Origin of the sequence: Mycolicibacterium sphagni (genome assembly GCF_002250655.1) — a bacterium.
Classification (GTDB): domain Bacteria; phylum Actinomycetota; class Actinomycetes; order Mycobacteriales; family Mycobacteriaceae; genus Mycobacterium; species Mycobacterium sphagni.
Window position 1 is genome coordinate 1 of record NZ_NOZR01000035.1, and the last position, 22,318, is coordinate 22,318.

Annotated in this window: 20 protein-coding genes; 11 read left to right on the forward strand and 9 right to left on the reverse strand. The window is 66.5% G+C overall.

Annotated elements, in window-relative coordinates; translation table 11 throughout:
- Positions 1–175, forward strand: a 175-nt coding sequence (locus CG716_RS27125; RefSeq protein ID WP_133067032.1) for a LysM peptidoglycan-binding domain-containing protein, incomplete at its 5' end; no start/stop codon positions are given.
- Between the two features lie 368 nt (positions 176–543).
- Entirely contained in the window at positions 544–3,564 is a 3,021-nt protein-coding gene (locus CG716_RS31185) for a hypothetical protein (RefSeq protein ID WP_094484244.1), read from the forward strand.
- 88 nt (positions 3,565–3,652) lie between these two features.
- Here the strand turns inward: CG716_RS31185 and CG716_RS31395 are convergent, their stop codons facing one another.
- Positions 3,653–3,847, reverse strand: a complete 195-nt coding sequence (locus tag CG716_RS31395; protein WP_420093232.1) for a hypothetical protein — start codon at positions 3,845–3,847, stop codon at positions 3,653–3,655.
- Between the two features lie 3 nt (positions 3,848–3,850).
- Entirely contained in the window at positions 3,851–4,126 is a 276-nt protein-coding gene (locus CG716_RS31400; RefSeq protein WP_420093233.1) for an alpha/beta fold hydrolase, read from the reverse strand.
- Positions 4,127–4,435: 309 nt separating this feature from the next.
- Here CG716_RS31400 and CG716_RS27140 point away from each other — a divergent pair, with 309 nt between their 5' ends.
- Complete coding sequence (locus tag CG716_RS27140) at positions 4,436–4,882, forward strand: universal stress protein (RefSeq protein WP_094484245.1); 447 nt, start codon at positions 4,436–4,438, stop codon at positions 4,880–4,882.
- 30 nt (positions 4,883–4,912) lie between these two features.
- Entirely contained in the window at positions 4,913–5,923 is a 1,011-nt protein-coding gene (locus CG716_RS27145; protein ID WP_094484246.1) for a magnesium transporter CorA family protein, read from the forward strand.
- A gap of 129 nt (positions 5,924–6,052) precedes the next feature.
- Here the strand turns inward: CG716_RS27145 and CG716_RS27150 are convergent, their stop codons facing one another.
- Positions 6,053–6,499: a MarR family winged helix-turn-helix transcriptional regulator gene (locus CG716_RS27150; protein ID WP_094484247.1), complete on the reverse strand. Its 447-nt coding sequence runs from the start codon at positions 6,497–6,499 to the stop codon at positions 6,053–6,055.
- A 266-nt stretch (positions 6,500–6,765) separates the two neighbouring features.
- Between CG716_RS27150 and CG716_RS27155 the strand changes: the two genes are divergently transcribed.
- The 4 genes from CG716_RS27155 to CG716_RS27170 all read left to right on the forward strand — a co-directional run bounded on the left by CG716_RS27155 (position 6,766) and on the right by CG716_RS27170 (position 11,385).
- Positions 6,766–7,182: an MmpS family transport accessory protein gene (locus CG716_RS27155; RefSeq protein WP_094484283.1), complete on the forward strand. Its 417-nt coding sequence runs from the start codon at positions 6,766–6,768 to the stop codon at positions 7,180–7,182.
- Between the two features lie 35 nt (positions 7,183–7,217).
- Positions 7,218–10,025: an MMPL/RND family transporter gene (locus CG716_RS27160; protein WP_165774323.1), complete on the forward strand. Its 2,808-nt coding sequence runs from the start codon at positions 7,218–7,220 to the stop codon at positions 10,023–10,025.
- Positions 10,022–10,522, forward strand: coding sequence for a hypothetical protein (locus tag CG716_RS27165; protein ID WP_234818063.1), 501 nt, complete (start codon positions 10,022–10,024; stop codon positions 10,520–10,522). Before CG716_RS27160 ends, CG716_RS27165 begins: the two co-directional genes overlap by 4 nt.
- Before the next feature lie 194 nt (positions 10,523–10,716).
- Complete coding sequence (locus CG716_RS27170) at positions 10,717–11,385, forward strand: hypothetical protein (RefSeq protein ID WP_094484249.1); 669 nt, start codon at positions 10,717–10,719, stop codon at positions 11,383–11,385.
- A gap of 15 nt (positions 11,386–11,400) precedes the next feature.
- Here CG716_RS27170 and CG716_RS27175 read toward each other — a convergent pair whose 3' ends face one another.
- Entirely contained in the window at positions 11,401–12,078 is a 678-nt protein-coding gene (locus CG716_RS27175) for an MBL fold metallo-hydrolase (RefSeq protein WP_094484285.1), read from the reverse strand.
- Positions 12,079–12,196: 118 nt separating this feature from the next.
- Here CG716_RS27175 and uvrA point away from each other — a divergent pair, with 118 nt between their 5' ends.
- On the forward strand, positions 12,197–15,100 hold the full coding sequence (gene uvrA / locus CG716_RS27180) for an excinuclease ABC subunit UvrA (protein ID WP_094484286.1): 2,904 nt from the start codon (positions 12,197–12,199) through the stop codon (positions 15,098–15,100).
- On the opposite strand, the gene CG716_RS27185 is transcribed toward uvrA, so the two are convergent.
- The 5 genes from CG716_RS27185 to CG716_RS27205 form a co-directional block, all read right to left on the reverse strand.
- Complete coding sequence (locus CG716_RS27185) at positions 15,097–15,828, reverse strand: SDR family oxidoreductase (RefSeq protein WP_094484250.1); 732 nt, start codon at positions 15,826–15,828, stop codon at positions 15,097–15,099. The genes uvrA and CG716_RS27185 overlap by 4 nt on opposite strands.
- Positions 15,825–16,037: a hypothetical protein gene (locus tag CG716_RS27190; RefSeq protein WP_094484251.1), complete on the reverse strand. Its 213-nt coding sequence runs from the start codon at positions 16,035–16,037 to the stop codon at positions 15,825–15,827. Before CG716_RS27190 ends, CG716_RS27185 begins: the two co-directional genes overlap by 4 nt.
- Before the next feature lie 5 nt (positions 16,038–16,042).
- Positions 16,043–17,413: an alpha/beta hydrolase gene (locus CG716_RS27195; protein ID WP_165774326.1), complete on the reverse strand. Its 1,371-nt coding sequence runs from the start codon at positions 17,411–17,413 to the stop codon at positions 16,043–16,045.
- Positions 17,414–17,500: 87 nt separating this feature from the next.
- Entirely contained in the window at positions 17,501–20,791 is a 3,291-nt protein-coding gene (gene lysX, locus CG716_RS27200) for a bifunctional lysylphosphatidylglycerol synthetase/lysine--tRNA ligase LysX (protein WP_094484253.1), read from the reverse strand.
- A 45-nt stretch (positions 20,792–20,836) separates the two neighbouring features.
- Positions 20,837–21,199 (reverse strand): DUF1844 domain-containing protein, encoded by a 363-nt coding sequence (locus CG716_RS27205; RefSeq protein ID WP_094484254.1) that lies wholly within the window; start codon positions 21,197–21,199, stop codon positions 20,837–20,839.
- A 300-nt stretch (positions 21,200–21,499) separates the two neighbouring features.
- On the opposite strand from CG716_RS27205, the gene infC reads away from it, so the two are divergent.
- Positions 21,500–22,102 carry a translation initiation factor IF-3 gene (gene infC, locus CG716_RS27210; RefSeq protein WP_094484255.1) on the forward strand — a complete coding sequence of 201 codons (603 nt, stop codon included), beginning with the start codon at positions 21,500–21,502 and terminating at the stop codon, positions 22,100–22,102.
- A gap of 13 nt (positions 22,103–22,115) precedes the next feature.
- Positions 22,116–22,310 carry a 50S ribosomal protein L35 gene (rpmI, locus tag CG716_RS27215; RefSeq protein WP_005149094.1) on the forward strand — a complete coding sequence of 65 codons (195 nt, stop codon included), beginning with the start codon at positions 22,116–22,118 and terminating at the stop codon, positions 22,308–22,310.
- The last annotated feature ends 8 nt before the right edge of the window (positions 22,311–22,318 follow it).

The window sequence follows — 22,318 nt, forward strand, 5'->3', positions numbered from 1 at the left end:
GGTGTCGCCGCCCCCGCCTGAGGCACGGACCTACACCGTCGTGGCCGGCGACACCCTGTCAGCGATCGCGGAACGCTTCTATGGCGACGGAAACAGGTACCAGCAGATCGCCGACGCAAGTGGAATCGCCAATCCGGACTTGATCCAGCCGGGACAGGTGCTGACGATTCCGTAGCCTCGCTGACGTGTGCCCGAGCTGCGGTATGGCCGGGCACACGGTGGGAAGTCATTTTCTCGGCGCACGGTGCCGCCGGGTCTGATTCCTGCCTGCGTTTGGGCACCCCGGAGAGCCTGTGGCAACCTCGTCACCCGCTCGTAGATCGGGTTGTGACGCGCTGCCCGGCACTTCGCACTTCAACGCATATTTGCGAGTGGAAATTGTCACTGGTGTAACTGCTTCAACACCGCTTCGCAACAGTTCGGTAACCCCCAGAATGGTTCGACTGCTCCCTTACTTACACGTCTGTAGTTTGCCCTTCAGGCCTCTCACAGAAACGGGGAAAAATGTCGCGGACCACGTCTCGCGTGGCGGCAATTACCGCCATGGCGACTGCGGGGTTTTTCTGGACCGCTCCGCTGTTCAGTCCCCGTGCGGCTGCCGACTATGGCACCCCGGGCATTCCGTGCATGGGCATCACGCATCAGCTCCTCACCACGCCGCCCGACCTGTCCCAGGGCATCCCCGGAACGTCGAACTCGCTTTTCACCAACAACCCGCCCACCGTGGGTGGCCCGGTGCCGCCCGCGACGGTTCCCGGAACCGTTCGCATCCCGCCTGCAAGTGCTCCCGGATCGCCTGGAATGCCAGGTACCGGCGGTACGCACGTCCCGCCGGCGTCGGTTCCCGGCACTCCCGGCACGACCACCGCCCGGAGCATTCCGACTCCGCCTGCTGCAGTTCCCGGCGTTCCCGGTGGTGGCGGTGGTGGCGGCCTGCCGACGCCGCCCGCCGCAGTTCCTGGTGCTCCCGGTGGTGGCGGTGGTGGCGGCCTGCCGACGCCGCCCGCCGGTGTTCCCGGTACGCCGCCCGGTGGCGGTGGCGGTGGCATTCCGACCCCGCCCGGTGGCGTGCCCAGCGCTCCCGTCGACGATGCCGCAGGCGTGCCCGCCGCACCCGTCGGCGCCCCGGTGATCGACGCCGCCGGCGCGCCGCCCGCCGCCGCCGGCGATGCGGGCGCTGCCGTTGCTCCGGGCGCAGCCGGTCTGCCTGGCGGTGCAGGTGCAGGTGCAGGTGCCGGCTCGGGCGGAGGCGCCGGTGCGGGTGTTCCCGCTGCTCCGCTGGCCGACGCGGCTGCCGGCTTGCCCGCCGCTGGCGATGCGGGTGCACCGATCGCGGACGCGAGCGGCCTGGTCCCGCCGCCTGGGGCCGCCATTCCCGCGGCCCCGCTGGCTGACGCTTCCGGTGGCGTTCCCGCTCCGCCGGCCGTCGTTCCTGCCGCGCCGATCCCCGGTGGCGGTGCAGTTCCTCCCGGCCCGCCCGCTGCGGTGCCCCCGCTGCCCGGCGGTGGTGGCGGTGGTGGTCTGCCGACGCCGCCGGCTGGTGTGCCCGGTGGCCCCGGTGGCGGTGGTGGTGGTGGTCTGCCGACGCCGCCGGCTGGTGTGCCCGGTGGCCCCGGTGGCGGTGGTGGTGGTGGTCTGCCGACTCCGCCCGCCGCCGTACCCGGCGGAAACACCAACGAGTCCGTCGTGACCCCGCCCGCTCCTGGGGCTTCAGTTCCCGGTGGCGAAGTGCCCGGCGGTGGCGGCACTCCGCCGGCCCCGCCCGCCGCAGTTCCCGGTGGCGACGTGAACACCTCGGTGTCGACGCCGCCCGCGGCGGTTCCCGGCGGACCGGGTGGCGGCAACAACCTGTCGCTCAACACGCCAGGGATCCCGCCTGCCGCGACGCCGGGCAACGTGCTCAACGATTCGTCGGGAACTCTTCCCCCTCCCGGCGCATCGATTCCGGGCGTCCCGACGCCCGGCGGGATGATCAACGTCCCGGGCACACCCGGCGTCACCCTGCCGGGCGTTCCCGGCGCGGCCTCCATCCCGGGCGTCTCCACGCCGCCGGCTGCGGTGCCGGGCACCCCGGGAGCTCCGGTGAACGTCAACGTGCCGGGCACCCCGGCCGCGTTTCCCGGCACCCCTGGCACCCCCGGTGCGGCGACCCCGCCGACTCCCGACACGGTGATCCCCGGCACGCCGGGAACCCCAGGCGTCGAGAACCTTTCGACCCCGCCCGCAGCCGTTCCCGGTGCGCCGGGTGAGGGTGGCGGCGGCGGTGTCCCCACGCCGCCGGCCGCCGTCCCCGGCACCCCTGGCGGCAATGTCGTCGAGACCGGCTCGACGCCGCCCGCTGGCGTTCCGGGTGCCCCCGGTGAGGGTGGCGGTGGTGGTCTGCCGACGCCTCCGGGTGCGGTTCCGGGTGCGCCGGGTGAGGGTGGCGGTGGTGGTCTGCCGACGCCTCCAGGCGCAGTCCCCGGCGTACCGGTCGGTGAGGGCGGCGGTCTCCCCGGTGCCGGCGGTGTTCCAGCCGCGCCCATCGCCGACAACGCGGGCGGTGTGCCCGCAGCCCCGATCAGCGACAACGCCGGTGCGGTCCCGGCGGCTCCGATCACCGACAATGCTGGTGCCGCAGGCCCTGCGGCCGCGGCGCTGTCCGACAGTGCCGGTGTCGCGGGTGGGGCATCGGCCGGCGCTCCCGCCGCAGCTGCTGCCGGCGCTGTTGGCGCACCTGTTGCTGACGCCTCCGGTGTGCTGGCACCGTCGGCCGGCGTTCCTGCCGAAGCGATCGCCGCCGCCGCTGCGGGTCTGCCCGCAGACGCCGGCGCTGCAGTCCCCGCGGCCGCTGTCGGCGGTGGTGGCACGGGCATTCCGACGCCTCCGGGTGCGGTTCCCGGTGGTCCCGGTGGTGGTGGCGGTGGTGGTCTGCCGACGCCTCCGGGTGCGGTTCCCGGTGGTCCCGGTGGTGGCGGTGGCGGTGGTCTGCCGACGCCTCCGGGTGCGGTTCCCGGTGGTCCGGGTGGTGGTGGCGGTGGTGGTCTGCCGACGCCTCCGGGTGCGGTTCCCGGAGCCCCGTTCACCAACAACGTGGTGACCCCGGGCACGCCGCCCGCCGCGGTTCCAGGCGGCCCGGGTGGCGGTGGTGGCAGTGGAATTCCGACTCCTCCCGCGGCAACCCCTGGCACGGTCGGCAACAACCAGCTCGCGACGCCGCCTACCCCGCCACGGGTACTGCCCGGTGGGCCCGGTGGCTACGTGGGGCCGACGCCCGGCGGACTGGGGACGCTGATTCCGTCGGCGCCGCTGTCCGATTCCGCCGGCACCCTGCCAACCCCGCCTGCGGGGCTGCTGCCGGCGCTCTCGCAAGGTGTGGCCACGCTGCTCTCGCCGCCGCAGATCACGATCCCCGGCATCCCGGGCTTCGGAATCCCGTTGCCGTCGACGATCTCGGCGCCGCGTGACCTGCTGTGCACGGGCACCGGGTGGTCGGCACACGCGTCGGGTTCGGAGTCGGGAGCACCCGCCGGTGCCCTCCTCGGAACGGATCTGCCGCCGGCGAGCCGGTGGTTCGGCAACTAGACCGGACTACCTCGCCACGTTGGCGAAGATGTCGGGGTAGTACAGGCGGGCCAGGAAGTGCCCGCCGGGCCGCTCGTGCAGCGTCGCATCAGGAATGCGACGGGCGAGCAAGCGCGGCCAGCGCCATGGCACTGAAGCAGGGCTTCACCAGCCACGGCACTCGCTGCGACAGCCGGGTGAAGGCACCAGGCTCGGTCAGCGGCAGCGCTCCAGCGATGATCGCTACCCGGGTCACCCGGCGGGGGAGCGCCCAGGCGAGCGCGGCGGCGTACTGACCGCCCATCGATCATTCCATCGCCGAAAACTGCTCGACCCCAAGATTATTCAATATCTCCGAGATGTCACCGGCCCAGTCCAGGATGGTGCGTCCCGGCTGCGGATCGGATTCACCGATTCCCGGTCGGTCCGGTGAGATCAACCGGACACCGGCTTCGCGTGCCGCGGTATCGGCAGCTGCCACATCGAGTCGACATGCCAGTCCGCCATGGGCGTTGACGATGACGGTGCTGTCGGGCGCGCCGTACTGCGCGTACCCCACCGCTCGGCCGTCGCCCAGCCGCATGGTGAGATTCTCGCGGCCAAGGGCAGATCGCTTGCTGCCCAAACCTGGCTAATTCATGGGGTTTTGAATTCAGGTGATTGGTCATCATTGATGTGTGGCGGGGCTGACAATCGCGAATCCGATGCGATGTGGATTTGTAATTGCCGAAGCTGTCAGAAGGCTCACGCCGTGGCTGGGCGCGCTGTTTTCCCCGCTAGAGTGGCTTCGCGCGGCGGTCAGGAATTGCCGCGTGGCGTGAATCGCACCCTTGCATGGTGTTGAGGCGTTAGTGTTCCAAGCGGCGTTGAAATTGGAGACTGGAGGGTACGAATGGGCGGTTACAAGACCGTGGTCGTCGGCACGGACGGCTCGGATTCATCGCTGCGTGCAGTCGACCGGGCGGGCTACCTCGCCTCCGAGCCCGGTTCCAAGGTCATCGTGGCGACCGCCTACTTCCCGGCTTCAGAGGACACCCGCGCGGCCGATCTCCTGAAGGATGAGGGCTACAAGATGGCGGGCAATGCCCCCATCTACGCGATCCTGCGTGAGGCCCGCGACCGCGCCAAGGCTGCCGGTGCCGCCGAGGTCGAAGAGCGCGCGGTCGTCGGAGCTCCGGTCGACGCCCTGGTCGAACTGGCCGAAGAGGTCGGCGCCGATCTGCTGATCGTCGGCAACGTCGGCCTGAGCACGATCGCCGGCCGCCTGCTGGGTTCGGTGCCTGCCAACGTGGCTCGCCGGTCCAAGACCGACGTGCTGATCGTGCACACCACCGGCTAGTCGCCTACGGGCTGGGCGCACACTGGACTGATGTCCCACTGCCGAACCCGTTTGTGGGTCAATGGCGAACTGAAGGCCGAGGACTTTCCCCTCCAAGAGGTCTCGGACCACCTCGCCGAGGACGGGTCCTTGGTTTGGGTCGACATGTGCAACCCGGATCACGATGTGCTGTGCCAGCTGGCCGACGAACTCGGCTTTGATCAGCACGCCATCGAAGACACCGTTGCCCATGCCGAGCGCACCAAGGCCACGCGGTACGCGTCGCACACATTCCTAACCGTGTACGCCACCGCGCTGGCCCCACCGCTGGCCAATGATCTCGAGTCGCGGCTCCTGCTGGCGCGGGTGTCGATCTTCGTGTTGCCCGCCGGAGTTGTCACCGTGCGGCACGAAATCGACCCGCAGCGACCGGTTTTCGACATCGATGAGGTGGTTCGCCGGTGGGACGATAATGCCGACCTGCTGAAGATGGGTCCGCCGGCTCTGTTGCACGGACTTCTCGACGTGATCGTCGACGGTCAGTTCGACACCATCCAGCAACTCGACGACGCGATCGAAGCTCTCGAGGACGGGCTCTTCGACGACCGCGCGGTGTCCCGCACGATCCAGCGTTCGACCTATCGCCTGCGTAAGGAGCTTGTGGAGCTGCGCAGGGTCGTGTTGCCCATGCGCGAGGTGATCAACACCATCATGCGCCGCCGTGCCGAGCGCGCCGACTCCGTCGAGCTCGACGGCTGGTACTCCGACCTGTACGACCATGTCATCCGGGCGGCGGAATGGACCGAGTCGTTGCGCGACATGATCACCACGGTGTTCGAGACGAACCTGTCGCTGCAGGACGCCCGACTGAACACGATCATGAAGAAGCTCACCGGCTGGGCGGCCATCATCGCGGTGCCGACCGCGGTCACCGGTTGGTATGGCCAGAACGTGCCGTATCCGGGATTTCAGAGCGTGGTCGGGTTGGTGTCCAGCGCGTTGATCATCGTGCTGGTGTCAGGACTGCTCTACGTCGTGTTCAAACGCAAAGGCTGGCTGTGAGTTTCAGGCGTATGGCTCCGCAGCCCGGACAGTCAACGCCCAGAGGGGCTTTCGTCGGGCAGATAGGAACAAAAGCCGCCGGGTGCGCCGCGCATGCCACCCAGGGTTTGCCAACCGGCTGGTTGACAGCTAGCCCGCCGTTTCACGCATCTGGCTGAGGACTCGGACAACCACCTTCGCCGCCAGCCACAGTGCGACTTGATCGTCCTCGGACACCGTAGGCATCCACTCCGCGATGCGCCGGGTCCGCGCAGACGCGCGTGCAGCCCAGTTTCGTTGGCCCGCTTCCCCAAGCATGACGAGCGATGCCCGACCGTCGTCGGGATCGCTCCACCTCTCCAGTAGTCCTTGACGCTCCAAGCGCTGAACCAACTGCGTCATGCCCGACTGGCTGGCGCTCTCGGCAGCGGCCAGTGCTGTCAAGCGCATCGGACCCTCGCGATGCAAGCGATTGAGCACCAACAGTGCGCTCGCACTGAGCTCGTCGCGGTCGATCAGATATCGCCACATGGTGTCCGTGGCGAGCGAGATCATCTCGGATATCGACTCGACACCGTCCGTGGCAGCTGATTCCATGCCCGCTTTATATCACTGAAGTAATACAAAGGGAATAAACGAGAGCGCCGCAGTGTTCACAACGAACCGGTGTGAAAGCTGCGCTGATTACCGAAAGGGCTGACAGCAACCGCGCAGGAACCATAGAGGCGATGCACTGGTGCACCCGGTTGTGGTTGAACAATCTATTCTGCATGGGATATAAATCCCCAAGGTCTGAGTACCGGGTTCCGGAAGGCGATCGAATGGGACAAGCTGTGGAGGGCCGGCGTTGGACGGGACGGGCGATCCTGGCCAGAGCCTGGCTACCCCTCGTGGTAGTCGTAGCACTCAGCGTCGGTGCGCTGTGCATGTACAAGGTTCACCAGTCGACGGCTCCAGGCCCAGTGCTGGCGGTCAACCCGCCGCAGGCGCCCGAGGAGTTCACGCCCAAGCGGCTCACCTACGAGTTGTTCGGGGATGTCGGCAGCGGCGGCATGTTGGACTACATCGATATCGACGGCCATCCCCACAAGGTCGATCTCACCGAACTTCCGTGGTCGCATACCGAAACCACAACGCTCACTGTGGTCTCGGGCAGCATCTCGGTGCAGGTGCACGGCGGACACGTCGGTTGCCGGATGTTGGTCAATGACGTTGTGCGGGATGAACAATCGGCGACTCGGGACGATGCCGACGTCACCTGCCGGGTGAAATCCGCGTGAGTGCACACCAGGCAAAGCGCCCATTCTTTCCCAGAATGGTGCGCCTGCTGGCAATCCCGATCATCATCTTCTGGGCCCTACTGGCAGTCGCGACCAACACCTTCGTCCCAAAGGTCGAGGACGTCGCCACCGAACTCGCCGGGCCCGAGATCCCGACCTATGCGCCTTCGCAATTCGCCCTGCTGCACATCGGCGCCAAATTCCAGGAGTCCAACTCCACGAGTCTGACCATGGTCGTGCTGGAGGCTGACCGCCCGCTCGACGATCAGGACCATCGGTACTACGAAGGCCTGGTACAGCGCCTCAGGCAAGACACCCAGCACGTCCAGTACGTCATGGATCTCTGGGGCAAGCCGATCACCGCGGCCGGTGCGCAGAGCATCGATGGCAAGGCCACTTACGTGCTGCTGCGCCTGGCGGGCAACGTCGGGCAGATCCAGGCCAACGAGTCCGTGGATGCCGTGCGGGACATCGTCAAAAACGACAGTCCGCCGCAGGGTCTGAAGGTCTACGTCAGCGGTTCGGCGCCGATGGCGTCGGACACACTGTCGATCGCGAACTCGAGCCTGAACAACATCACGATCGTCACGATCATCTTGATCCTGGTGATGCTGCTGCTGGTGTATCGCTCACTGACCAACGTGGCTGTGCCGATGTACAGCGTGCTGTTCGAGATTCTCATCGCCAAGGGCGTCGTCTCGACCCTGGGGCACTACGGGTTCATCCCGATGTCGTCGTTCGCGGTGAACATCGTCGTGTCGCTGACGTTGGGCGCGGGTACGGACTACGGCATCTTCCTGCTTGGCCGCTATCACGAAGCCCGACAGTTGGGTGAGAGCCGGGAAGATGCCTATTACACCGCCTACCGGGGGGTGGCCCCGATCATCATCGGCTCGGGCCTCACGATCGCCGGTTCGTGTTTCTGCCTGACGTTCGCGCGTCTGGACTACTTCCACACCATGGGCCCGGCGGTAGCGATCAGCATGCTGTTCACCATCGCGGCGGCACTGACGCTCGCGCCGGCGCTCCTGACGTTGGGCACTCTGTTCGGGCTGTTCGACCCCAAAAAACCGCACCGGGGACGGCTGTACCGGCGGATCGGCGCCAGTGTGGTGCGCTGGCCGGTGCCGATCCTCGCAGCCAGTACCGCGGTGGTGGTGCTCGGGGCGATCTTTGTGCCGAGTTACCGGGTGAGCTACGACGACCGGGCCTACCAGCCGGTCTCAGGCGCGGCCAATCAGGGCTTCACGGCCGCCGACCGGCACTTCCCGCAGAGCAAGCTCTTCACCGAGATGATGATGGTCGAGTCCGACCACGACATGCGCAACTCGGCAGATTTCATCTCCCTGGACCGCGTCGCGAAGGCCTTGATCCGGCTACCCGGCGTGGCCATGGTGCAGAGCATCACCAGACCGCTCGGCCGGCCGCTGGACCACGCGAACATCCCTTACCTGTTCACTGTCCAGGGCGGCGCCGCCGGTCAACAGCTGCCCTTCAACGAACACGCCAACGACAACACTGACCAGCAGGCTCAGATCCAGGCCGACACCGTGGCGACACTGGGCAAGACCATCGACCTGACCCAGAAGCTGGCCGACGACCTGCACACCACCGTGCTCACCCTGGAGAACCTGCAACAGGTCACCGACGAGATCAACGAGGACATCTCGAACCTCGACGACTTCATCCGGCCCCTGAAGAGCTATTTCTATTGGGAGCCACACTGTTACGACATTCCGATCTGCTATTCGTTCCGGTCGCTGTTCGACGGGCTCGACGGCATCGACGCCCTGGACGCACAGATCCACAACGCCGTCACCGACTTCCAGGCCGTCGACGCCCTGATGCCGCAGATGGTCGCCCAGCTGAAGGTCACGCGCGACGAGACCCAAGCACTGCAGACCGTCATCGTCAACAACTACGGCCCGGCGCACCTGCAATCCACGCAGACCGACCAAACGTTCGACGACCAGATCAACGTCGGCAACGATTTCGACGCGTCACGCAGTGACGACTACTTCTACATGCCCCGAGAAGCCTTCGACAACGAAGACGTGAAAACCGGTATGCAGCTGATGATGTCGCCGGACGGCAAGGCCGCGCGCTTCGTCATAACCCACGAGGGCAACGCGATGGCCCCCGAGGGCATCGACCACGTCAACGCCTTTCCCGACGCGGTGAAGGCAGCGCTGAAGGAAACGTCATTGGCCGGCGCGAGGATCTATATCGGCGGTGCGGCGGCGAACAACAAGGACATCAAGGAGTACGCCACCTCGGACCTCAAGATCGTGGCGATCGCCGCCTTCGTGCTGATCTTCCTGATCATGCTGGTGCTGACCCGAAGCCTGATGGCAGCTATCGTGATTCCCGGCACCGTGGCGTTCTCGTTCGCGGGTGCGTTCGGACTGTCGATCCTGTTGTGGCAGCACTTGATCGGACTACACCTGCACTGGCTGGTGTTGCCCATCACGTTCGTCATCCTGGTCGCGGTCGGTTCGGACTACAACCTGCTGCTGATAGCAAGAGTCAAAGAAGAGATCGGAATCGGTTATCAGACAACCGGATTAAACACCGGACTGATACGCGCGCTCGGCAGCACAGGCGGCGTGGTGACGTCGGCCGGTCTGGTGTTCGCCTTCACGATGCTCGCGATGCTCGCCAGCGACTTGAAGACGATCGCCCAGGTGGGCTCCACCGTGTGTATCGGCCTACTGCTGGACACCTTGATCGTGCGGTCGTTCATTGTGCCGTCGCTGATTCGGCTTCTGGGGCCATGGTTCTGGTGGCCGACGCTGGTGCGGTCGCGCCCGCTGCCGCCGAAATTCCTGGAGGTGACGCGATGAGTTTCAGCACCCACACTTCGGGCCTGGGGCTCTGGGGCTTCTTGATGTTCGTCGCGTTGGGATTCGAAGTGGTGTTCGCCAGTTGTGCGTTCGTCTACACCAGACGGCTCATGCGCCTGGGAAGCCTTCCGCTCAGCGATGAACTGAACAGCTATCAGAGGGCACTGCGCAAGCTGCGCAAGGGCGAACCCATGTCGCAGGACGAATGGAACCTCGCCGAGCGCATCATCGACATCCGCAGGTCACCGCTGGCCTACTCGGTGCCGCTGTCGTTCATGACAATGGGCATCTTCTACGTATTCGGCAGCCTGGAGTACCTGCACGGTCACACCCCGTCGGAGCGCACCTTCCTCGGCGCGATCCCGATGTTCACTGCCACCAATCTGATCATTCAGATGCGCAAGAGCGCACGGCTGAAGAAGCGATTGGGCAAGGCGACGATCGTGGAGCCGGACGCCGAAACCGGGCCCCTGCAATTCTCTTCTGCGTCGAGCTAGACGGCCGTCACCAGCCGCGCTCGCACCACGCAGCGAGGTGCGGACGCTCGACTCCCAGGTCTTGCCGACCCCGCCGGGGAACAGGCAGTCGCCGGTCATCGGCTTATCCGTGCTGGGTATTTACTCGGTGAGGGTTATGCGCTCGCCGTAATATGTGGGCCTCGCAAGGAGCAAGACGGATATCGGGGGCTTGGATGAGGATGTCTCAGACGACGGCCAGCGGCGTGCTGGCAGCTACGGCGCTGGTCGTGTCGGTGGCCGGTTGCGGTAGTACGTCATCGTCATCGACGACCAAGTCGGCATCGGCCACCTCGACTACGACAGCCGAGTTCACCACCAGTGGGACGACCTCAGCTCCGAGTTCTTCAGCGCTCGCACAGCCGACCGACTACACCGGGCTGCTAATCCAGGTGACAGATATCGACGCGCCGATACCTTTCACCGCGGGGCCGCCGACAACCAATCCCAATGGCCAACCGGGTGCGGCGATAACCTTCAGCAGCCAACCTCACCCCGAAGATCAAAATGGCCTCACGGTCCTTGAGGTCTCTATCCGCGACACCATCCAAGTCCTGCCAGATCCGGCCGCCGCCGCGGACGCGCTGAACTCGGCAAGGGCAGGACAGGAGAGCGTCGTCAAAGACCCCAAAACGGACGCGACCAATGTCGGCAGCGGCGGAATCATGTTGTCGGGGAAGTCACCAGACGGTTCAAAGGGCGTGGCGGTCTTGCTGTTCGCCGAAGGCCGAGCTTTCGTAACTCTGGAGTTTGACGGCCCGGCGGACTCGCTGCCGCCGCCGGACTTCGTCACCGACGTCGGTCAGAAGCAAGCCGCCGCCATCAAGAAGGGCCTCGGCAGCTGACCGCCTTGCCCTGACTCACCAGCCGCGCTCACGCCATTCGGCTAGGTGCGGCCGTTCGGCGCCGAGGTTCGTGTCGTCGCCGTGTCCGGGATAGACGACGGTGTCGTCGCCATACGCGCCGAACACCCGGCTGTCGACGTCGCCGAGCAGTTGCTCGAAAGCGCCGGGCTCCCAGGTCTTGCCGACCCCGCCCGGGAACAGGCAGTCGCCGGTGAACAGATGCGTGGCGGTCCGGTCTTCGGTGGGCCTGAGCGCCAATGCCACCGAGCCGGGGGTGTGGCCGCGCAGGTGGATGACGTCGAAGATCAGGTCGCCGACGACGATGGTGTCGCCACCGGCCAGGAAGCGGTCCGGCGTGACGGACAGGGGCTCGGCGTCGAGCTGGTGGGCCGCGGTCGGTACCCCGGTCGCCGCGGCCAGGGCTTCCAGCGCCTGCCAATGGTCGAAATGCTGATGGCTGGTCACGATGAGCGTCAGCTTCGGCGCTTGCTCACGTACCAGGTCGACGAGCAGCTCCGGGTCGTTGGCGGCGTCGATCAACAGGCTCTCGCCGGTCCGGGAACACGTGACCAGGTAGGTGTTGTTGTCCATCGGGCCCACCGACATCTTGATGATGGTGGCGCCGGGCAGGGTCCGGCGGGCCGCGGCCTGCGGTTCGACGTGTCCGGTGTAGGTGTCGTCGACGACTGTCATGGTCGCCACGTTACTTGTCGGTGGGTCGACATAGCATGGGGATCAATGAGCCGCGTACGAGATGGAATGTCCTCTCGGCGGCTTCTTCGTGCCCACAAAACTGCAGGAAGGGGCGCTCGTGGCTGATCGCCTGATCGTCAAAGGCGCGCGCGAGCACAACTTGCGCAGCGTCGACTTGGACCTGCCCCGGGACAGCCTGATCGTGTTCACGGGACTGTCCGGGTCGGGCAAGTCGTCGCTGGCGTTCGACACGATCTTCGCCGAGGGGCAGCGCCGCTACGTCGAGTCGCTGTCGGCCTACGCCCGCCAGTTCCTCGGGCAGATGGACAAGCCGGACGTCGACTTCATCGAGGGTCTCTCGCCGGCGGTGTCCATCGACCAGAAGTCCACCAACCGCAACCCGCGCTCGACCGTCGGCACTATCACGGAGGTCTACGACTACCTGCGCCTGCTCTACGCTCGCGCCGGCACCCCGCACTGCCCGGTCTGCGGTGAGCGGATCGCCCGGCAGACCCCGCAGCAGATCGTCGACCAGGTGTTGGCCATGGACGAGGGCATCCGGTTCCAAGTTCTGGCCCCGGTCGTGCGCACCCGCAAGGGTGAGTTCGTCGACTTGTTCGACAAGCTGAACAGCCAGGGCTACAGCCGGGTCCGGGTAGACGGTGTGGTGCACGCGCTCACCGACCCGCCCAAGCTGAAGAAGCAGGAGAAGCACGATATCGAGGTGGTGGTCGACCGGCTGACCGTCAAGGCCAGTGCCAAGCAGCGGCTGACCGACTCGGTCGAGACGGCGCTGAACCTGGCCGACGGCATCGTGGTGCTGGAGTTCGTCGACCGCGAGGACGACCACCCGCACCGTGAGCAGCGGTTCTCCGAGAAGCTCGCCTGCCCCAACGGCCATCCGCTGGCCGTCGATGACCTCGAGCCGCGGTCGTTCTCGTTCAACTCGCCCTACGGCGCGTGCCCGGAGTGCAGCGGCCTTGGCATCCGCAAGGAGGTCGACCCGGATCTGGTGGTGCCCGATCCGGACCTCACGCTGGCCGAAGGCGCGGTGGCGCCCTGGGCGATGGGCCACACCGCCGAATACTTCACCCGGATGATGGCGGGCCTGGGCGAGTCGATGGGCTTCGACGTCGACACCCCGTGGCGCAAGCTTCCGGCCAAGGCGCGCAAGGCAATTCTGGAAGGCTGCGACGAGCAGGTCCACGTCCGCTACAAGAACCGATACGGCCGGACCCGTTCGTACTATGCCGAATTCGAAGGTGTGATGGCTTTCCTGCACCGGCGTATGGAGCAGACCGAGTCCGAGCAGATGAAAGAGCGCTACGACGGGTTCATGCGCGACGTGCCGTGCCCGGTCTGTAACGGCACGCGGCTGAAGCCGGAGATCCTCGCGGTCACGCTGGCAGCGGGGGAGCACGGCGCGAAGTCGATCGCCGAGGTGTCCGCCCTGTCGATCGCGGACTGCTCGAAGTTTCTCAACGATCTGACCCTCGGCGCCCGTGAGTCGGCCATCGCCGGGCAGGTACTCAAGGAGGTGCAGTCCCGGCTGGGCTTCCTGCTCGACGTGGGGCTGGACTATCTGTCGCTGTCGCGCGCAGCGGGCACGCTCTCTGGTGGTGAGGCCCAGCGCATCCGGCTGGCCACCCAGATCGGGTCGGGTCTGGTCGGCGTGCTCTACGTGCTCGACGAGCCCTCGATCGGACTTCATCAGCGCGATAACCGTCGTCTGATCGAAACCCTCACTCGCCTAAGGGATTTGGGCAACACGTTGATCGTCGTCGAACACGACGAGGACACCATCGCGCACTCGGACTGGGTGGTCGACATCGGTCCGGCGGCCGGCGAGCACGGCGGCCGGGTGGTCCACAGCGGGCCGTATGCCGATCTGCTGCGCAATCCGGATTCCATCACCGGGGCCTACCTGTCGGGCAAGCAGAGCATCGACGTGCCGGCTGTCCGGCGTCCGGTCGATCGGCGCAAGCAGCTCACGGTGATCGGCGCCCGGGAACACAACCTGCGCGATATCGACGTCGCGTTTCCGCTCGGGGTGCTGACGTCGGTGACGGGGGTATCGGGCTCGGGTAAGTCCACGCTCGTCAACGACATCCTGGCGTCGGTGCTGGCCAACAAGCTCAACGGTGCCCGCCAGGTCCCGGGGCGGCACACCCGGATCAACGGCCTTGAGCATGTCGACAAACTGGTCCGGGTCGACCAGTCGCCGATCGGGCGTACACCGCGGTCGAACCCGGCCACCTACACCGGAGTGTTCGACAAGATCCGCACCCTGTTCGCGGCCACCACCGAGGCCAAGGTGCGCGGCTATCAGCCCGGCCGATTCTCGTTCAACGTCAAAGGCGGCCGCTGCGAGGCATGTTCGGGCGACGGCACCATCAAGATCGAGATGAACTTCCTGCCGGACGTGTATGTCCCCTGCGAGGTGTGCCACGGTGCGCGCTACAACCGGGAAACCCTCGAGGTGCACTACAAGGGCAAGACCATTTCCGAGGTGCTGGACCTGTCCATCGAGGACGCTGCCGAATTCTTCGAGCCGATCTCCTCCATCCACCGGTATCTGCGGACACTCGTCGACGTCGGACTGGGCTACGTGCGGCTGGGTCAGCCGGCGCCCACGCTGTCCGGCGGTGAGGCGCAGCGCGTCAAACTGGCGGCCGAACTGCAGAAGCGCTCGACCGGGCGCACCGTCTACATTCTCGACGAGCCGACAACCGGTCTGCATTTCGAGGACATCCGCAAGCTGCTCAAGGTCATCAACGGCCTGGTGGACAAAGGCAATTCGGTGATCGTCATCGAGCACAACCTGGATGTCATCAAGACCTCGGACTGGATCGTCGACATGGGCCCCGAGGGCGGTTCGGGTGGCGGCACCGTGGTCGCGCAGGGCACGCCGGAGGATGTGGCGGCGGTACCGGAGAGCTACACCGGCAAGTTCCTGTCCGACGTGCTGGGCGCGGTGCCCGCGCCGCCCAAGCGGACGACACGGCGGCGTAAGGTCAGCTAGCCCTGCACCGTCGGCCGGATGGTGATGTCACCGATCTCGACATCACGAGGCTGCTCGATGGCGAAAGCGATTGCCCTGGCGACTGCTTCGGGCGGCAGGCCGAAACTCTCCATCGCCGCGCGAGTCTGACGGCGGGCCTCGGGGTCTTCGATCGACGAGTCCAGCTCGGTGTTGACGTAGCCCGGTGAGATGGACATGGTCCGGATGACGCCGTCGGTGGATTCCTGACGTAACGCCTCCAGGAGGGTGCGCACGGCGTTCTTGGTGGCTGCGTAGACGCCCATGTTCGGAATGATCTTGATACCGGCAGTCGACACGACCGTGACGAAATCGCCCTGGCCCTGGCGGCGAAAAACCGGCAGGGCCGCGGCGATGCCGTGCAGCACACCCCGAAGGTTGACGTCGATCATCGTCGACCAGCCGTCCACGTCGAGTTCGGTGGTCGGCCCGATCTTGCTGATACCGGCATTGCCGACGAATACATCGAGCCGGCCGAACGCCTGCACGGCGGTATCGACCAGCCGCTCGACGTCAGCGCGCTGCGTCACGTCGGTAGGGACGGTCACTGCCGTGCCGCCCGCGGATCGAATCTCGTCTGCCAGCGCGCGCAGTCGATCCTCGCGGCGCGCACCAAGAACGACAGCCGCGCCGCGGCCGGCCAGCAGCCGCGCGGTCGCGGCGCCGATACCGCTGCTGGCGCCGGTGATCGCGACGATGGGTCTACTCAGGGCTGGTCCGGCTTGTGCATAGAGGCGCGGATCTCCTCGAGGCGCTCAGTTGCCGCCTTCTGCCGGGCCTCGTACTGGTCCTCGATGGTGCGGCCCTCGGGCGTGTCCGCCGCCAATTCGGCTGAACCGAGCGCGGTTCCGAATCGGGTCTCGATCTTCTCCTGCACCGACTCGAACGTCGGCACCCCGGAGTCAGGTTCGTCGGGCATAGGGCTCACCGTACTCCCGGCGGCCTCCCTGCGGCTGCGATCGTGACGGGGCCTGGCTGGGGAACCGGCGGCCCTGGTAGGTCCACCGACGGGACACCCGGTGTCTCGATCTTGCCGGCCAGCCAGGGCAGCGCGGCGGCGAAGGCGCGTGCCGCGAACGGCCAGTCGTGCTTACCAGGCTGGGCAACGACCGAACAGTCGATGCCGTTGGCGGCGCCGAGCCCGCAGAGCGCGTTGGCTGCGGCGTTCGGATCGCTGGGGGTCGCGGCGACTCGCAGGGGTGTGCGTGAAGCCGACGGATTACCCGAAACCGCGAACCAGGCTGAAACACCCTGGTATCGACCGTGTTTGGCTATCACCTCGGCGGGGTTGAAGTCGGCATACGCGGCAGCGTTACCGCCGAACAGCCGGGAGATCGTCTGGGTCTTGGTGCCGGAGTTGGGGGCGAAGTCGCCGGCGATGTCCTCGAAAGCGCTGAACTTGTCGGGATGCATGGTGGTGAGGTCGACGGCGCAGGTGCCGCCCATCGACCAGCCGACGATGCCCCAGTTGGCCCGGTCGGTGCTGACCCCGAAGTTCGAGACCATGAACGGCACAACATCTTTGATCAGGTGGTCGGCGGAATTGCCGCGCGGGCCGTTGACGCATTCGGTGTCATTGTTGAACGCCCCGCCGGAGTCGACGAACACGAACACCGGGGCATTGCCGTGATGGGCAGCCGCGAAATCGTCGATGGTCTTGACGGCGTTACCGGCCCGCAGCCAGTCGGTGGGTGTGTTGAACTCGCCGCCGATCATCATCACGGTGGGCAGCTTCGGCGGCGGATTCGTGGCGAAGTAGGCCGGGGGCAGATACACGAGTTCCCCGCGATGCGGGAAATGCGAAGCGTCTGCCGGAATGGTCACCGGCACGATCGAGCCGGTGGCGGGGATCACGTGCTGGGCCACCATCCGGGTGACGGTTGCGCGGTCGGTCTGGTCCGGCAGCTGGCCCGCGGTCATTTGGTTCCAAGCGGTGTCGACCGTGGGGAAGTACCCGACCCATAGGTTGAGCATCAACGCCGTCGAGAGCGCGCACAGCGGCACCGCAAGCACCGACATCCCGCGGCGCCACCACCGGGCGCCGCGCCAGCCGACGACCGCCACCACGGCGGCCACGCCCGTCACGGCGGTCCACACCCACAGTTGGTGCGGGGCCGGGTCGCCGGCCAAGCCGTCATCGGAGATGCTCCACTGGGCGTACCAGGCGACGGCAATGCCGACGATGGCGGCGAGCGGCAGCCACAGCAGGCGCCAGCGTCTGTTCCGCCAGCCCACAGCCAACACCAGAACGAGCCCGGCCACGATCTGCACCGCCATTGGCAACCATCCGTGCATCAACGAAATGTGTTGGTGATCGGCGGTTGTCACGCATTCATGGTGACGAAGCTTCCTTGGCGATGGCTGTGAGGAGACGTCTTCTGGCTAACGCGGTTTCGCGAGCGGGAAGGGTAAGGTCTCGCGGATGCTGCGCCCGGTGATCAGCATGACGACCCGGTCCACGCCGACGCCCAGACCGCCGGTCGGCGGCATGGCGTACTCCATCGCCTGTAAGAAATCCTCGTCGAGTTCCATCGCCTCGGGGTCGCCACCCGCGGCCAGCAGGGACTGTTCCTGCAGCCGACGGCGCTGCTCGACCGGATCGGTCAACTCGCTGTAGGCAGTGCCGAGCTCGACACCCCAGGCCACCAGGTCCCAGCGCTCCGCCACCCCCGGCTTACTGCGGTGCGGGCGGGTCAGCGGCGACACCGAGGTCGGGAAATCGGTGTAGAACGTCGGCGCCTCGGTGCTGTCTTCCACCAGCCGTTCGTACAGCTCCAATACCACCGCGCCGGCGTCCCAGTGCGACAGGTAGGGAACGTGCGCCGCATGGCACAGCCGGCGCAGCGTGGTGAGGTCGGTTTTGGCGTCGATTTGTTCGCCCAACGCCTCGGAGACCGCGTCGTGCACGGTCTTGACCGTCCAGGTGCCGGAGATGTCCACCGGCTCCAGCTGATCGGGAGCGCCGTCGCGGGGGCGCATCACGACCGCGGAGCCGTTGGCGGCCACTGCCGCGTTCTGGATCAGCTCGCGGCACCCGTCGATCCACACCTCGTAGTCGGCGTGGGCCTGATAGGCCTCGAGCAGGGTGAACTCCGGATTGTGGCTGAAGTCGACGCCCTCGTTGCGAAATGCCCGGCCCAGCTCGAAGACTCGCTCAACACCACCGACGCACAACCGCTTGAGGTACAGCTCGGGGGCGATGCGCAGATAGAGGTCAAGGTCGTACGCGTTGATGTGGGTCTTGAACGGGCGGGCATTGGCGCCGCCGTGGATCTGCTGCAGGATCGGAGTTTCGACCTCCAGGAATCCCTTGGTGAACAACGTGTCCCGGATCGAATGCAGGATGCTGCTTCTGGCGCGGATGAGGTCGCGGGCCTCGGGGTTGATCGCGAGGTCGACATAGCGGGCCCGGACGCGGGCCTCCGGGTCCTGCAGTCCTTTCCACTTGTCTGGCAAGGGGCGCAGGCATTTTCCGAGCATGCGCCACTGCTGGACCAGCACCGAGCGGGTGCCGTTCTTGCTGTAGCCCATGTGGCCGGTCACCTCGACCAGGTCGCCGAGGTCGACGGTGGCGAAGTCCTCGGCGATGCCTTCGAGGGCGGACATGTCCAGCAACAACTGCACGTCACCGGACCAGTCTCGAAGGTGGGCGAACACCACGCCGCCGTAGTCGCGGGCGCGCAGGATCCGGCCGGCGACGCTCAGCGTGACGGCATCGTCGGCGGCCAGCGCCTGTGCCACCGTATGGGTGGGCGGCTGGCCCACCGGGTACGCGTCGATACCCTTGTGCTGCAGGGCTTTCAGCTTGGCCATCCGAACCCGCACCTGGTCAGGCAGCCGCTGTCCGCGGTCGCCTTTCGTATCGGTCGGTTCGGCGGGATCCGGTGCACTGCCGTCGGCGTGCAGGCGCCCGGTAGCGGCCAGGTTTTCGGGGACAGCGGAGTAGTGGCCGGTGTGTTGCTTGCTGCGCCGGGTGAACGGCAACACCAGGAAGCCCTCGGCGATGACGGATGCGATGCCGACCCGGGGGATCAGGCGTGCGTCGTCGTAGCAGGCGTACCGCGGGACCCACTCCGGCTGGTACTTCATGTTGGACCGGTACAGCGTTTCCAGCTGCCACCATTTCGAGAAGAACACCAGCAGCGCCCGCCACAGGCGGGCGATCGGTCCCGCACCCAACTGGGCACCTTGCTCGAAGGCCGCGCGGAACATCGCGAAGTTCAGCGAGACACGGCTGACCCCAATGTCTTCGGCGTTCTGCAGCAATTCGGAGACCATCAGCTCGATGGTTCCGTTCGGGGATTGCGGCGAACGGCGCATCAAGTCCAGCGATAACCCGCTGTTGCCCCACGGCACCAGCGAGAGCATCGCGACGACCTGATCGTCGCCTTGTACAGCCTCGACCAGCAGGCAGTCACCGTCGGCGCTGTCGCCGAGCCGGCCCAAGGCCATCGAGAAGCCGCGCTCGGTCTCGGTGTCGCGCCAGGCGTCAGCACGCCTGATCACCGCGGCCATCTCGTCCTGCGAGAAGTCGCGGTGCCGCCGCATTCGTACCGTCAGCCCGGCCCGTCGCGCGCGGGTGACCGCCTGGCGGACGGCGCGCATGTCCGGACCGGACAGGTGGAACTGGTCGGGGTACAGAATCGCCTCGTCGCCGAGCTGCAGCGCGTTGAGGCCTGCCTCGCGGTATGCCTGCGCACCGGTGGAGCTGGCGCCCATCACGCCGGGTGCCCAGCCGTAGTCCTGGCACAGCGACAGCCACGCGGAGATCGCCTGCTGCCAGGCCCGCGGATCGCCGATCGGGTCACCACTGGCCAGGCAGACGCCGACCTCGAGGCGGTAGGTCACCGCGGCGCGGGCGTTGGGGGCGAACACCACTGATTTGTCGCGCCGGGTGGCGAAGTACCCCAGCGAGTCGTTCTTGCCGTAGGCCTGCAGCAGGCCGCGGATGGCGGACTCGTCTTCTCCGGTCAGCGCGTTCTCGGCGCGCTGGGACTGGAACAGCACCACCGCGGCCACCATCAACGCCACCGCGCCGAACAGACCGAGCAGGGCGTTCACGAACGTGTGCGGGTGCCCGGTGAAGGATTCGGCGCCGGCACCGGCGAAAGCGCTGACCCGGTTCAGGGCATACCAGAAGCGATCTTCGCGCGCGAGCGTGCCAGGGAAGAATTCGAGCAGGCTCCAGCCGATCAGCGTGCCTGCGGTCAATCCGGCCACCAGTGCGGCGGCGGCCTTGAGCAGGGCACCGCGACGGACCCTGGCCCAGAACTCCTTGTAGGCCAGCACCAGCGCGCCGGCCGCGGCCACATGGAACACCAGGCCGATCACTTCGCCGGCGTCCACGGCGGCCGTCTCGTCGCCGGTCACCAGGTCGGCGATGTTCCAGACCGAGGCGGCCACCATGTAGAAGACGAGGATCCACCAGGCGACGCGCTTGCGAGCTGCGAGCGCGGCAGCCAGGAGCGCCAGAACGAACGCCCAGGCGAAGCTGGTGTCGGGGAAGTTGAAGAGGTAGCTGTTGATGAACTCCCGGGGGATCCGGATGATGTGCCGGACGATGGTGGACACGCTCGACAGCAGCGACAGCGTCGCGATGATGCCGATGATCCAGCCAGCTGCTGCGGGCACCCAGCGGAACCGTGACGTTGGCCGACGCGTAGTGACGGTCATAGGCCGCGAGGATATTCCTTCGATATGCGAATTGTCTGTGGTGCGCTACCAAACAGGGCCGGTGTATTTTTCGCCCGGCCCGCTGCCGGGTTCGTCGGGGGCGGCGCTGGCTTCCCGGAAGGCCAACTGCAGACTCTTCAATCCGTCGCGGACCGGGCCGGCATGCGGGCCGAGATATTCGACCGAGGCGGTCACCAATCCAGCCAGCGCGGTGATCAGTCGGCGGGCCTCGTCGAGGTCGCGGTGTTCGCTGGTGTCCGGGTCGGGGGAGGACAGCCCGATTTTCTCGGCGGCGGCGCTCATCAGCATGACCGCGGCACGGGTGATCACCTCGACGGCGGGAATGTCCGCCAGGTCGCGGGCGCGCGGGTCACTCGTGGCAGATGGCTGTGCATGTGGATCCGTCATGCCTGCTAGACTGGCACGCACGACCGTCCCGGCGTACGCCAGGGACAGCAAGTGGAGTCCCACTCCCACCGCTCGCCACGGAGATTTCCGCAGGTGTAGCGGTCCGGTCACGGATACCGACACGGTATCCGTTCTGCGGTTTCGCAGACGGCGACAGCCGTGATCGGTCGGCATCGGGCCCTGCTTTATGCAGGGCCCTTCTGTTCGATTGAGCAGAGTGCTGATGGCCTTGGCTCCCCTGTTGCTCCCGGTGGCTGACACCGCGATGGTCCGCAGAGGAAAACGAACCAGGGAGGCCCCATCAGCACTGAGACCCGCGTCAACGAGCGCATCCGCGTACCTGAAGTCCGTTTGATCGGACCAGGCGGGGAGCAGGTAGGCATCGTGCGCATCGAAGACGCCCTCCGCGTTGCCGCGGATGCCGATCTCGATCTTGTCGAAGTAGCCCCGAATGCCAGGCCTCCGGTCTGCAAAATCATGGACTACGGCAAGTTCAAGTACGAGACGGCTCTGAAGGAGCGCGAGTCTCGCAAGAACCAGCAACAGACCGTCGTCAAGGAGCAGAAGCTCCGGCCCAAGATCGACGACCACGACTACCAGACCAAAAAGGGTCACGTCATCCGCTTCCTGGAGGCGGGTTCGAAGGTCAAGGTCACGATCATGTTCCGCGGCCGCGAGCAGTCCCGGCCCGAACTCGGGTACCGACTCCTGCAGCGGCTGGGCGCCGACGTCGCCGACTACGGCTTCGTTGAGACGTCCGCCAAGCAGGACGGCCGCAACATGACGATGGTGCTGGCCCCGCACCGCGGCGCGAAGACTCGCGCCAAGGCGGCGCATGACGCCGACGTCCCCGCGGGACGCCCGGCCGAGCCGCAGCCCACCGAAACACCCGAGACCACGTAAGAACTGAGGACCAATGCCCAAGGCCAAGACTCACAGCGGCGCTTCCAAGCGATTCCGCAAAACCGGCACCGGGAAGATCGTTCGGCAGAAGGCGAACCGTCGCCACCTGCTCGAGCACAAGGCCACCAAGCGGACCCGCCGCCTGGACGGACGCACCGTGGTGTCGGCTAACGACACCAAGCGCGTCAACGCGATGCTGAACGGCTAAGCGCCGTA

Excerpts from the sequence above, each read along its gene's own strand:
- CG716_RS31185 (WP_094484244.1), top strand. The coding sequence starts at position 544 with ATGGCGACTGCGGGGTTTTTCTGGACCGCTCCGCTGTTCAGTCCCCGT.
- CG716_RS31395 (WP_420093232.1), bottom strand. The coding sequence starts at position 3,847 with ATGGGCGGTCAGTACGCCGCCGCGCTCGCCTGGGCGCTCCCCCGCCGG.
- CG716_RS31400 (WP_420093233.1), bottom strand. The coding sequence starts at position 4,126 with ATGCGGCTGGGCGACGGCCGAGCGGTGGGGTACGCGCAGTACGGCGCG.
- CG716_RS27140 (WP_094484245.1), top strand. The coding sequence starts at position 4,436 with ATGGGCGGTTACAAGACCGTGGTCGTCGGCACGGACGGCTCGGATTCA.
- CG716_RS27145 (WP_094484246.1), top strand. The coding sequence starts at position 4,913 with ATGTCCCACTGCCGAACCCGTTTGTGGGTCAATGGCGAACTGAAGGCC.
- CG716_RS27150 (WP_094484247.1), bottom strand. The coding sequence starts at position 6,499 with ATGGAATCAGCTGCCACGGACGGTGTCGAGTCGATATCCGAGATGATC.
- CG716_RS27160 (WP_165774323.1), top strand. The coding sequence starts at position 7,218 with ATGGTGCGCCTGCTGGCAATCCCGATCATCATCTTCTGGGCCCTACTG.
- CG716_RS27165 (WP_234818063.1), top strand. The coding sequence starts at position 10,022 with ATGAGTTTCAGCACCCACACTTCGGGCCTGGGGCTCTGGGGCTTCTTG.
- CG716_RS27170 (WP_094484249.1), top strand. The coding sequence starts at position 10,717 with ATGAGGATGTCTCAGACGACGGCCAGCGGCGTGCTGGCAGCTACGGCG.
- CG716_RS27175 (WP_094484285.1), bottom strand. The coding sequence starts at position 12,078 with ATGACAGTCGTCGACGACACCTACACCGGACACGTCGAACCGCAGGCC.
- CG716_RS27190 (WP_094484251.1), bottom strand. The coding sequence starts at position 16,037 with ATGCCCGACGAACCTGACTCCGGGGTGCCGACGTTCGAGTCGGTGCAG.
- CG716_RS27195 (WP_165774326.1), bottom strand. The coding sequence starts at position 17,413 with ATGCACGGATGGTTGCCAATGGCGGTGCAGATCGTGGCCGGGCTCGTT.
- lysX (WP_094484253.1), bottom strand. The coding sequence starts at position 20,791 with ATGACCGTCACTACGCGTCGGCCAACGTCACGGTTCCGCTGGGTGCCC.
- CG716_RS27205 (WP_094484254.1), bottom strand. The coding sequence starts at position 21,199 with ATGACGGATCCACATGCACAGCCATCTGCCACGAGTGACCCGCGCGCC.
- rpmI (WP_005149094.1), top strand. The coding sequence starts at position 22,116 with ATGCCCAAGGCCAAGACTCACAGCGGCGCTTCCAAGCGATTCCGCAAA.